The sequence below is a fragment of the Jatrophihabitans sp. sgz311053 genome (assembly GCF_056135305.1).
Window position 1 is genome coordinate 389,030 of sequence record NZ_JBWAXP010000002.1, and the last position, 12,114, is coordinate 401,143.

Here is a 12,114-nt window from a genome sequence, read left to right on the forward strand (position 1 = left end):
CCGGTTCTGCGGGAGGTGCGGCTGTGGCGCGAACGCGTCGTTCCGAGCACCCACCTGCCGAGCTGTCAGCTGGCTACGCCGAGGTGATCGCGGCCGGCGTCGGTGAGATCGCGACCTTCTTCCGCGGCCGTGACCACGCCTCCGGGCGTGAGCAGATGCTGCAGGTCGTCGACCTCGACACCGCGCCACCACCCCTGCTGGAGTGGTTCGAGCGGGAGCTTGCACTGCTTGCCCCGGTGAGCCTTGTCCATCCGCATCTCGTCCCCGTCCGGGCCACGCTGCGGCTCGCGGACGGGCGTCCGGTGGTGGTCACCGACGCGCTCGGGCAGCCGTTGTCCGAGACGCCGGGACGAGACGACGTGGTCGCTGTCGGGATCGCGCTGGCATCGGCGCTGGACGCCGCGCACCGTGCCGGCGTGCTGCATCGTGACGTCTCGCCGCACCGGGTCGTCGTGGACGCCGGCGGCGCACCGCGGCTGACCGACTTCACGCTGCACGCGCTGGTGCGCGCGGCGCAGCCGCCGGGTTGGACACCGGACGAGCCGGATCCCTATCTGGCCCCGGAGATGCGCGCGGGTCGGGACGCCTCCCCGGCGACGGACGTCTTCGGGCTGGCCGCGACCCTCTGGTACCTGGCGACCGGGGCTCCTCCCGGCGACGGCTTCGCCACGCCGCCCCCGTCGTTGGCCGCCGCCCTGGAGCGGGGCATGGCCGCCGATCCGGCTGCGCGACCACCCTCCCCGCAGGCCCTCGCCGCCCTGCTCCGGGGCCTGCCCGTCGAGACGGTCTCCGAGCTGCCGAGTACAACCCCGAGTGCGACCTCGGACTGGTCGACGCCGACCATCAGCGCCGCACAGTCGGGTGGAGCAGAGGCCGGATCCCGGTCCGAGCCCGAGGTGGTGTCCGAGCCCGAGGTGGTGTCCGAGCCCGAGGTGGTGGCCGAGCCCGAGGTGGTGGCCGAGCCCGAGGTGGTGGCCGAGCCCGAGGTGGTGGCCGAGCCCGAGGTGGTGGCCGAGCCCGAGCCGACGCGGGGCGAGATCGAGGCCTCAGCTGACCTGGACGCCCTCGCCGCGGCCGCCTTCGCAGACATGGCGGGTCCGATCTCGACGCCCGACCCCGACCCTGCGCCCGACCCGGACCCCGACCCTGCGCCCGACCCCGAGCCGGTAGTCGAAGCCACTGTCCGTCGCTCGTCGTTGCCGGACGTCCCGCTCGCCCCGCCGCAGCCCGCGTCACCACCCCCGGCAGAGGTCACGGTCCGGCGGTCGTCGCTGCCCGTTCCCGAGTCCGAGCCCGGTGTCCCCGCCGCCCCCGAGCCCGCCGCTCCCGAGCCCGCCGCCCCCGAGCCCGCGGCCCCCGAGCCCGCGGCCCCCGAGCCCGCGGCCCCCGAGCCCGGTGCTCCCGAGCCCGGGACGCCCGAGCCCGCAGCGGCCACCGTCGCGCGGAGCGCGCTCGCCGGTGGCTCCGAGGCGCCATGGCATCGCGACGACCCCCTCGACGTCGACCGCACGGTCCGCCGTCACCGTCCGCCGCGGCTGCCCGCCCCGCCGGACGACGCCGGCGCGACCACTGCCCGCTCGCAGCTCTCGCCCGTCCCACCGCCGGGTTACGGTGCGCCGCCGCCGGACGACGCTGGCGCGACCACCGCCCGCTCGCAGCTCTCGCCCACCCCGCCACCGGAGTACGGCGCGCCGCCGGCGAGCGCCGGTTTCGGTGCCGAGGTCGTCCTCGATCCGCAGGTGCTCGCGCCGCGGGTGACGCTGCGCAGCGGGCGGTCGTCGATGCTCGTGGACAGCACCGGTCTCACTCTTCGCGCGTTTCTGCGCAAAAACGTCATCGGATGGGATCGCATCACCGGCTTCGAGCCGCGCTACGACGACCCGGCCGTTCCCGGCGCGGGCGGACGCCTCGCGGCGATCACGAGTGACGGCCTGATCGACCTTCCCGCCACGAGGCGGTCCACCGCCGATCTGCGCTACACCGCCGCGCTGCTCACCGCCTATCGGCGTCGGGCCCTCACCGCGCCGCGGTACTGACCTCGGGCAGCGCGCTCGACGCCGCCGCGTCGGTGATAGGCCAGCCCGGCGCGCAGCCGCTGCCGGCTGGTCTGGCTGCGGCTGATCCCGCGGCGCAGCTCGCGATGTCCCTCCCATGCCCGGTCCGCGTCGGCCGGGTCGACCGGCGCGGAGGGCCGGAAGATCGCGGCCTCGGCCAGGACGGCCAGCTCGCGCGCGGGCGCCTCGGTCTCGGCGCCGAAACGACGGGACGTCTCGGCGGCGACCTCCGAGCCGGTGAGCGTCGTCAGCCCGTCCAGGCCCGACTCGGCGAGCACGTCGAGCGTCTCGTGCCAGGCCCCGATGAGCCGGTGTCGCGGATCGCCGCGCCCCCGCTGCCGGACCCGCCAGCGCTTGCGCCAGAGCAGGAAACCGAGGACGGCGAGTGCGATGAGCACCACGGCGCCGGCCAGCAGCAGCCACACCGCGGCGTCCGGCGCCTGCCGTGCCGGGACATCGCTCGGCGGTGCGACGGCGTTGCCGCTGTCCGCCGGCGCCTGCGTGATGAGCACGTTCGTCGACGAGGGGCTCGGCGACGGTGTCGGCCGCGCGCTGACGGTGGGCTGTGGACTCTGGTCGCCGTACCGGGCGGGAGCCGCGTCGAGCACCATCCAGCCGCGGCCGCGGACCGGAATCTCGACCCAGGTCCACGCCTGTCCGGCGCGGACGTCGTAGGTCCCGGCCGGGACCGTGCCGCCGTCGCCGTCACCGATCTTGAAGCCGGTGACCACGCGCGACGGCACCCCGCGAGCCCGCGCCAGCAGGGCCACCAGCGTCGCGTACTGCTCCGGCGTGGCCGACCGGGTGGCACCGAGGATCGAGGCGAGGACTGCGGCGAAGCCGGTGCCGCCCGTCCGCGGCACCGTCGAGCCGCTGGCCCCGGTGGTGGGGGAGGGCCGCGCCGTCGTCGCCGGTGTCGAGGGTGCCCGCGACGGCGTCGCCGACGCCGACCGGGAGACCGCCGGACCGCCGGAGAGGGCGTAGTTCGCGCGGAAGTCACGCAGCAGCGCCTGCAGGAACTGCAGGGCCGGCGCATCGCGGGTGCCGGTCTCGTTCTCCAGCGAGGTCACGACGGTGCCGATGGCCCGCTGGACCGGGAGCGGTAGCGAGGTCGCCGAGGGCGGCGCGGAGGTGGCGAAGGCGGCGTCGGCGGGCAGCTGCGCGAAGCCGCCCCGCGGTGCCGCCGAGGTCACCTCGTAGGTCGTTCCCGGCCGCAGACCGGAGCGGGGGACGATCATGCCGCTCGCGCTGTCGCTGTTGATGGCCACGCCGGTGATGTCCACCGGGCGGTACTGGAACGGCAGCCAGGGCGACCGCGCCAGCGGCCCGTCGGCGATCGTGTACCGCTGCGTCACCGTCGCGGTGTTCGGACGCAGGGCGGGGTCCGGATCGGTCGGCACGACACCGCCGGAGGGCCGGAACTCCCGTTCGAAGTCCCAGCCGTCGCCGTTGTAGGTGTCGACGTCGGCGAGCGCGACGTAGCGCGACGCGGTGCGGTCGACGGAGATGCCGAAGAGGCGTCTGCCGGGCGCCGTCGGATCCTGCGGTCGCAGGCCGGCCACGAACGACAGCGGCCGGACCGGGTCGGTCGTGTCCACCGGCGGCACCCGGCGGGTCGTGGTGGGTGTACCGGTAAAGGCGCCGCCCTGGACGACGAGGCCGGCGACGAGCGCGACGGCCACGGAGGTCAGCACGCCCCACCCGAGGCCGCGCAGCGGCAACATACCCTCGGTCTGGGCCGCCTCGGCGCTCTCGTCCTGGTCGAGCCAGGCCTGCGCCGACCGCAGCAGCAGCAGCGTGAGCAGCAGCGCTCCGGCGATGAGGACGTCGTAGCGTCGACCGTCGTCGGCGTCGGTGACGGCCCGGGTGGTGGCGCCGTAGGCCAGCGCGAAGGTACCCAGCGTCGCCGCGGCGGGGAGCACCGAGTGCCAACCCCGGCCGATGCACTCGCCGATCACTGCGCCGGTGAGCCAGACGAGGGCGACGGGGGCGACCAGCAGAGTCCGCGGGCTCACCAGCGGCAGCGCGAAGGTGAGGATCTGTGACGGCCCGTGCACCAGGCCGTCCCAGAGCGACGAGATGGCCAGCGGCTGCTGCAGCGTGATCAGCGTCGTGAAGAAGACGAAGCCGGCGAGGTCCACGAGCGCGGTCAACCAGAGCGGCCTGATCCCGATCGCCACCACGACCACCGGCAGCAGCACGCTCAGCAGGGCGGTGCCGACCAACGGGACGGCGATCACGTCCGCCGGGAACGCGCGCAGCCACGGCGTGCCCGACAGGACGCAGGCCAGCAGCGACAGCGGCAGGATGAGCAGCGGGACGAGCCGGCGGACCAGCGGTGCGGCCGGAGCCGTCGAGGTCGTCGGCGGGCGCAGCAGGGTCATGTCATCGCCTGCAGGTTCCAGGCGTGGCAGGCGTCGTCCGCGTCGTTCGCCACCACGACCCTCACCCCGGCGACGCGGGGCGCGTCACCCCGGCGGTGCGGATCCAGCGAGATCAGGACGAGACGCTCGTAGCGCCGCCGAAGCCCCGCCAGCGCCGGCAGCTCGTCGCCGTCGAGCTCCCCGGTGACGACCACCAGGGACGTGCCGCTGCGGGCCTGCCGCAGCGCCAGCAGCGACTGCCGCAGCGAGCCGCCGGGATCGGGCGTGACCCCGGTCAGATGATCGACGAGGGCACTGGTCTCACGCTGTCGCGGCCCGCCGAGCACTGCGCCGTCGGTGAGCCGCAGCTCGACGGGGGCGCGGTCGGTGGCGGCGGCGACAACCACCGAGGCCGCGACGTCGATCGCCGCCTCGAAGGACTCCTCGGTGTAGCGGCCGGGGCGCAGGTCGACCAGCACCACGGTGTAGGGCTGGGAGGTGTCGACGTTGTGACGCACCAGCAGCCGCCCGGCGCGGGCCGAGGAGCGCCAGTGGACCAGGCGCAGGTCGTCGCCGTCGGAGTACTCCCGCAGCCGGTGGAAGGTGACGTTGCCGCGGGGTGAGGAGTCCGAGGACGGGCCCTCCAGATGGCGGGTGCGACCGAGCGGCAGCGGCCGGAATTCGAGGATGCGCGGGTAGACCCAGATCCGTTCGGTCCCGGCGTGCTGCCGGGAGAGCCGGAAGATCTCGAAGGCGTCCCGACGGTCGATCTCGAGCGGGGGGACGTCGAAGATGCCGCGCCGGGTCGTGGGCAGCCGGTAGGCACGCGAACCCCGCTCGCCGCCGCGCAGTCGCGGGATGACCGCCCGGACCCGCTGGCTGCCGAAGGGCTGGGTCGCGATGGCGACGGGGTGACTGCGCCGGCCCCGGTTGACGAAGCTCAGCAGCGCGATGGCCGGCGAGCCCTTGGGGACGCGGGGAGGCTGGATCTCCCGCTCCACGCTGAGCCGGGACGGCCGCGCCACGGTGGCGAAGCCGAGCACCACGACGGCCAGCAGCCCCAGCCCGATGAGGTCGAAGGCCAGCCAGTCCAGCGTGACGCCGACGACGAGCGCGGCGCCGCCGGTGAGCAGCGCGGCAATCCCGAACGGCGTCACGGCGGCTGCCTAGGCGGTGGCCACGGCGCGTGGCACCGGCACCGAGTGGACGGCGCGGGCCACCAGCTCGGCCCCGGTACGCCCCTGCAGCTCCGCGTCGGGCTGCAGGATCACGCGGTGGGCGAGGACGACGCCGGCCATCGCCTTGACGTCGTCGGGCAGGACGTAGGGCCGGCCGGCGATGGCGGCATTGGCCCGGGCGGCGCGCAGCAGGGCGAGGCTGCCGCGCGGCGAGACGCCCAGGCGCAGCTCCGACATGGTCCGGGTGGCCGAGGCGATGGCCACGATGTACTGCTCCAGGGCGGGGGCGACCTCGATCTGACGGACGACGTCGATCATGCCGACGACGTCGCCGGCGCCGAGGACAGCACCGAGCTGGGTAACCGTGGCGCCCAGCTTCTGGGTGCGCAGCACGTCGGCCTCGGCCTCCGGGCTGGGGTAGCCGACGGTGAGCTTCATCAGGAACCGGTCGAGCTGCGCCTCCGGCAGGACGTAGGTGCCCTCCATGTCGATGGGGTTCTGGGTGGCGACGACCATGAACGGCCGCGGCATCTCGTAGCCCACTCCGTCGGCGGTGAGCGTCCCCTCTTCCATGACCTCCAGCAGCGCCGACTGCGTCTTCGGTGAGGCCCGGTTGATCTCGTCGGCGATGACGACGTTGGCGAAGACCGGCCCGCGCTTGAACTCGAACTCCCGGGTGGCCTGGTTGAAGATCGAGACCCCGGTGACGTCGGAGGGGAGGAGGTCCGGCGTGAACTGGACCCGGTGCCAGGTCAGCGAGATGGAGGAGGCCAGCGCCCGCGCCAGCGAGGTCTTGCCGGTACCGGGGACGTCCTCGAGGAGGAGATGCCCCTCGGCGAGCAGGCAGGCGACCGCGTTGCGGACGACCTCGTCCTTGCCCTGGATGACGTGACCCATGTTGGCGCAGAGCCGGGTCACCTCGTGGGCCACGCGCTCGACGGCGCCGGTGGGGGTGCTCACTGCGGGCTCCTCGGTGGGGGTGCGATTCGGGACAGTGTGGGGTCCGGCGTCATGAGGTGGGGGGATCCCCGGTGATCGACACGGGGTCGCTCGTGACCGACGCGCCCTTGGTGTTCGTCCAGCTGACGACGACCGTCCACTGGTCGTCGGCAGGGGTACCGCAGCTGAGTGCGACGGTCTGCGGCGGCGAGCCCGTCGCGGTGCCGCAGTCCGTGCCGTCGCTCGCGCGGAGCTGGTACGACCACGAGCGGCAGCCGTCGAGGGTGCCGCCCGTCGAGTCCACCGTCACCCCGGCCGCGAGGTCGGCGCCCCACTGCGCGGTGAAGCCGGCCGGGGTGCAGGCCTGGTAGCTCGGCGGCGCGCCGTCGGCGACGGTGACGTCCACGGAATGGGCATCGCCGTCGGTGGCGTCGGTGTAGGTGAGGGTGACCTTCCAACCGGTGGTCTGGTCGCCGTAGGGCTGCACGCAGTCGTTGGCCGGGACGAAGACCGGGTCCGGGGTGCTGCCGTCGCTGCCGCAGACGGTGCCGTCCGGGGCGTAGAGGGTGGACTTCCAGCCCGTGGTCAGCGTCTCCAGATCCTGCTTGCCGGTGTGGTCGACGCGGACGCTGGAACCGTTCTGCGGCGACCACGCCGCGGTGAAGTCCGCCGAGGTCAGATCTGCCGAGGCCGCGGCGCCGAGATCGACGTCGGCGCGGACCGTCGGCGACGGCACCCCGCCGAAGTAGAGCGGCGCGGCGTTGCCCGAGGTCTCCACCAGTCCCACGGTGAGGGTGCAGCTGCCGAAGAGCTTGTTCAGCTGTGAGAGGCCCGGCTTGGTGATGGTCCAGGACGACTGGTCCAGATCGGCTCCGTCCAGGGAGACCGAGGCCTCGCCGCAGCGCAGCGAGCTGCCGGTGAGGGCGAAGGTCTCGTTGCCGGTCTGCGCGGTGTCGACACCGGTGACCTGCGCCGAGAGGGTGCAGGTCACCAGGCCGGTGGAGCTGCAGCCGACGTTGCGCAGGCCCACCGTCGGCCACGAGGCGCGGGTGGTGATGTCGTCGGCAGGCACCGTCACCGCCGCCTCGGGATGGCCGGGTGGGCTGATCCTGGCACTGGCGCGATAGGTGGCCCCGGCGGTGACACCGGCGAAGGTCGCGGTCAGCTGCGAGGTGGCGCCGCTGACGGTGGCGGTGCGCTGCTGCGTCCCGCCGGGACCGCTGAGCGTGAAGGTCACGCTGGCGCCGACGCCGCCGACCGAGCGGATCGGGGTGGCGCCGAGATCCAGCGACAGCGTCGTCGAGCTCGTCTGGCCGGGGGCGAGGTCGCCCGGCCGGCTCGCGCTGAGCCGCATTGCCGAGTCCAGCGGCGGAGCCCAGCTGCGCACGCAGGCGCTGGCCGCCGACGGGCTGCCGACCTCCCCGTTGGGGCCGATGCCCTCCACCTGGAAGCGCAGGCCCCGTCCCAGCAGCGCGGTGCCCCCGGCGAGGGTGGCGCCGGGTTGGCTGCGGCTCGTCGGATCCGCCGGGACCTCGAGGGTGGCCGGCGCGCCGCCGAGACCGCCGGCGTCGCAGAGCTGCGGCACCACCCGCCACGAGGCCGCCGGGACGCACCCGGTGGCGACGGCACCGCAGGACGACCAGTCGATCGACCAGGTGCCGGTCGCGTCGGTGGTGGCGGTGACGCCGGTCGGCGTGGTCGGACCCTCGGGCCCGGTGGTGATCTGGACCGGCGCCGAGCGCGTGCCCTTGCCGTTGAGGAAGGCCGTCACCGCGATCTCGTAGCGGGTGGCGGGGTAGAGCCCGCCGAGGTTGACGCCCAGCTGCCCGTCGACGGTGACCGAGGCCGGTGGCTGCGGCGCCCCGCCGCTGAGCAGGCGGACGTCGACGACGTACGTCCGCGGGATGCAGTCGGTGCGGTCCACGACGGGGTAGGTCCAGCTCAGCTGCACCGAGCGGGACCCCGGCACCGGCTGACCCAGAGCCGGGATGTGGGGGGTCTGCGACGTCGTCGAGCAGTCGATGAGGTTGTTGATGGGGCTCACCGGTTTCGGCGCCGGATTGTTCGTGCGCCCCGGGTTCGTGCTCTGGTCCGGGACGGAGTCGTTGCGGCTGCGGGTGAGGGCCTCGGCGCCACCCCCGGAGTTGATCGTCACGGCGTCGCTCTTGGTGAAGGCCACCGGCGGACGGCTGCCGTCGGTGAAGATGACGACCGCCCTGAGGTGGTTCGGCGAGTTGACGATCACGCGGGGACCCCGGGCCACCACGGCGGTGTCGTCGTAGCCGGAGGCCTCGATGGTGCGGCCGTCGCGGACCACGGTGGGGTAGTCGCGGGCGCCGGCAACCGGTGTCGCCCGGCCGTCCGTCCCGATTCGCCAGAGGGCGCCGGTGGCCGCGTCGACGGTCCAGAGCGCGCCCTGGCTGAAGGCGGGCGTCACCAGCCTCGCCGAGGCACCGACGCCGGTGAGGGCGGTCGGCCCGGTCGAGTCGCTGCCGTCGGTGGCGACGGACAGGATCGACCAGCCCGAGGCGCCGTGCAGCAGGAAGGCGGGGCGCGAGGTCGCCTCGGTGACGGGGAGCACGGTGTCCAGGCCGGTGACGGTCGGCACGCGGACACTGCGAGCGGAGCCGTCGTTGCCGAGGATCGCGACCCGTCCGTCGCTGGCCACGGCCACGCCGTCGCCGGTGGCGGTGAGGGCGGCCGGGCCGGCGACGCTCCCCGCCGAACGGACCCGCAGGGTGGCACCGGGTTCGCTGTCGGCGGGCAGCGACAGGTGCCGGACGCTACGACGGCTCCCCGCGCCGGCCAGCAGCCAGAGGTCCCGGCCGGCGGTGGCGGCGGCACCGCTGGCGGAGCTGACGGGTTCGGGCAGCGAGCGGAAGCCGCGCGGCTTCACTGCGGTCCCCGTGGTGGCGCTCTGGACCGTCGCCGCCCCGACCAGGTAGACCGAGGTCCCCGTCGGGCCCGACTGCTCGATGTAGGCGAAGTCGTCGGCGGCCAGTGCCCGGGCGCCCGTGGCCCGGGCCCGCTGCGGCAGCGGCACGCCGCCGTCCTTCTTCAGCACGAAGCCGGTGGCGTCAGCCATGTTGAACTCGCCGGTGGCCCGATCGATGAGCAGCGTGCCGCCGGTGGGGCCCGGCAGCGGCACCACGCCGACCTCGCCGGCCCGGCTGGCCCCGACCTGCGCACTGGCGTCGACGAGCCGGACGGTGGGCTGTCCGGAGGCCAGGTCGACGGCTACCGGCGCGACCGAGTCGGCGAGAAAGATCGAGCCACCGAAGAGATCGAAGCTGCGAGCCTCGTCGGGCTCGACGAGGTAGGAGACAGCCGTCACGACACCGGCGACGAGCAGGAGGACGGCCAGCAGGGCCGACGACTGGCGGTGGCTGGGGCGCGTCGAGGCCACGGCGGTCGGATCGGTCCGAAACGCCGCGGAATCGCGCCCACCACCTGCCACCCAGCCTCCTGTCCGTGCGCCGCGGTCCGCTCCCGTCGGCGCTCGTGGGAGGCGTCGGGCGGGGTGCGGCTCGCGGGACGGCTCGCCGGCCGCCGGCACGGCCGCGTGGACGTCCGCGTCACGATATCTGACGAAACGTGAATTTCACATGTCACACGGTGTCCGGTTCGCTGGCGGCAGGCAGGTCGAGCCCGGCGCCCTCGGGGCCGCCTCGGCGGGGGAGCGGGCCGCTGCCGGATCGAGACCGACCCCGCGCCCGGGAAAGTGAGGTACGGGGATATCCTCGAAGCGCTGGACGTCCGCAGCACCCGCAGCACAGCAAGGGGACAGTGTGACCACGACTGCCGAGCCGACCCCGGCCGCCGGAGCCGTTCCCGACGGCCCTACGCCGATCGTGTCGCGGCCCTTCCCGCCTACGGCGACCTCGAAGGGCTCGGCGCTCAGCTACTACCTGCGCACGACCGACCCCAAGGTCATCGGCAAGATGTACCTGGTCACGTCGCTGTCGTTCTTCGCCCTCGGTGGCGTGATGGCGCTGCTCATGCGCATCGAGCTCGCCCGCCCCGGCCGGCAGCTGCTCTCGCAGGAGCAGTACAACCAGCTCTTCACGATGCACGGCACGATCATGCTGCTGTTCTTCGCGACGCCCATCCTCTTCGCCTTCGCCAACTTGGTGCTGCCGCTGCAGATCGGGGCGCCGGACGTCGCCTTCCCGCGGCTCAACGCCTTCTCGTACTGGCTGTACCTCTTCGGCGCCATCACCTCGACGTCGGGCTTCTTCACCCCGAACGGCGCCGCGGACTTCGGCTGGTACGCCTACTCGCCGCTCACGAACGCCGTGAACTCGCCCGGCGCCGGCGCCGACCTCTGGATCCTCGGCCTGGCCATCTCCGGCCTCGGCACCATCCTCGGTGGCGTCAACATGGTCACCACCGTCATCACGCTGCGCGCGCCCGGCATGACGATGTTCCGGATGCCGATCTTCACCTGGAACATCTTCGTCACCAGCCTGCTCATCCTGCTGGCCTTCCCGATCCTCACCGCGGCGCTGCTCGTCCTCTACGCCGACCGGCACATGGGATCGCTCGTCTTCGAGGCCAACAACGGCGGCTCGATCCTCTGGCAGCACCTCTTCTGGTTCTTCGGCCACCCCGAGGTGTACATCGTGGCGCTGCCGTTCTTCGGCATCGTCACCGAGATCATCCCCGTCTTCAGCCGCAAGCCGCTCTTCGGCTACAAGGGCATGGTGCTGGCGACGCTCTCCATCGCCGCGCTGTCGCTCACCGTCTGGGCGCACCACATGTTCACCACCGGGGCGGTGCTGCTGCCGTTCTTCTCGGTGATGACCTTCCTCATTGCCGTCCCGACCGGCATCAAGTTCTTCAACTGGATCGGCTCGATGTGGCGCGGCGCGGTGACCTTCGAGTCGCCGATGCTCTTCACCATCGGCTTCATGGTCACCTTCCTCTTCGGCGGCCTCACCGGCGTGCTGCTGGCCAGCCCGCCCATCGACTTCCACGTGGCCGACAGCTACTTCGTCATCGCGCACTTCCACTACGTGCTCTTCGGGACGATCGTCTTCGCCGTCTACGCGGGCATCTACTTCTGGTTCCCGAAGTTCGTCGGCCGGTACCTGGACGAGCGGCTGGGCCGCTTCCACTTCTGGCTGACCTTCGTCGGCTTCCACATGACGTTCCTGGTGCAGCACTGGCTCGGCGCCGAGGGGATGCCGCGCCGCTACGTCGACTACCTGCCGACGGATGGCTTCACCGGCCTGAACACATTCTCGACGATCGGTTCCTTCGTGCTCGGCGCCTCGCTGCTGCCGTTCGTCTACAACATGTACAAGTCCTACAAGTACGGCGAGATCGTCACCGCCGACGACCCGTGGGGCCACGGCAACTCGCTGGAGTGGGCCACCTCCAGCCCGCCGCCGCGGCACAACTTCACCTCCATCCCGCGGATCCGTTCCGAGCGGCCGGCCTTCGAGGCGCACTACCCGCACCTGCTGGATCGCCTCGAGGCCGAGGCGCACGCCGGTGGCCGTAAGCACAAGAACCCGCAGCCCGCGCTGGCCGGCGGTCGCGCCGGACAGAAGGACCCGACGCCCGGCGGCTGAGGCC

General features: G+C 73.3%; 6 protein-coding genes. 2 read left to right on the forward strand and 4 right to left on the reverse strand.

From position 1 onward, the window contains the following. Nucleotides 1-23: 23 nt before the first annotated feature. Nucleotides 24-2,036, forward strand: coding sequence for a protein kinase domain-containing protein (locus AC0NZQ_RS10815; protein WP_474529832.1), 2,013 nt, complete (start codon nt 24-26; stop codon nt 2,034-2,036). Here the strand turns inward: AC0NZQ_RS10815 and AC0NZQ_RS10820 are convergent. The 4 genes from AC0NZQ_RS10820 to AC0NZQ_RS10835 all read right to left on the reverse strand — a co-directional run bounded on the left by AC0NZQ_RS10820 (nt 2,000) and on the right by AC0NZQ_RS10835 (nt 9,940). Then, a complete protein-coding gene (locus tag AC0NZQ_RS10820; protein WP_474529833.1) occupies nt 2,000-4,438 on the reverse strand; it encodes a transglutaminase TgpA family protein in 2,439 nt (812 codons plus the stop codon). The genes AC0NZQ_RS10815 and AC0NZQ_RS10820 overlap by 37 nt on opposite strands. Beyond that, nucleotides 4,435-5,574: a DUF58 domain-containing protein gene (locus tag AC0NZQ_RS10825; protein WP_474529834.1), complete on the reverse strand. Its 1,140-nt coding sequence runs from the start codon at nt 5,572-5,574 to the stop codon at nt 4,435-4,437. Before AC0NZQ_RS10825 ends, AC0NZQ_RS10820 begins: the two co-directional genes overlap by 4 nt. A gap of 9 nt (nt 5,575-5,583) precedes the next feature. Continuing rightward, nucleotides 5,584-6,492, reverse strand: coding sequence for an AAA family ATPase (locus AC0NZQ_RS10830; protein ID WP_474531371.1), 909 nt, complete (start codon nt 6,490-6,492; stop codon nt 5,584-5,586). Between the two features lie 112 nt (nt 6,493-6,604). After that, complete coding sequence (locus AC0NZQ_RS10835; protein WP_474529835.1) at nt 6,605-9,940, reverse strand: fibronectin type III domain-containing protein; 3,336 nt, start codon at nt 9,938-9,940, stop codon at nt 6,605-6,607. Nucleotides 9,941-10,322: 382 nt separating this feature from the next. On the opposite strand from AC0NZQ_RS10835, the gene ctaD reads away from it, so the two are divergent. Next, nucleotides 10,323-12,110, forward strand: coding sequence for an aa3-type cytochrome oxidase subunit I (gene ctaD / locus AC0NZQ_RS10840; RefSeq protein WP_474529836.1), 1,788 nt, complete (start codon nt 10,323-10,325; stop codon nt 12,108-12,110). The last annotated feature ends 4 nt before the right edge of the window (nt 12,111-12,114 follow it).

Coding starts and splice junctions, on each gene's coding strand:
- AC0NZQ_RS10830 (WP_474531371.1), bottom strand. CDS start 6,492: ATGGGTCACGTCATCCAGGGCAAGGACGAGGTCGTCCGCAACGCGGTC.
- AC0NZQ_RS10820 (WP_474529833.1), bottom strand. CDS start 4,438: ATGACCCTGCTGCGCCCGCCGACGACCTCGACGGCTCCGGCCGCACCG.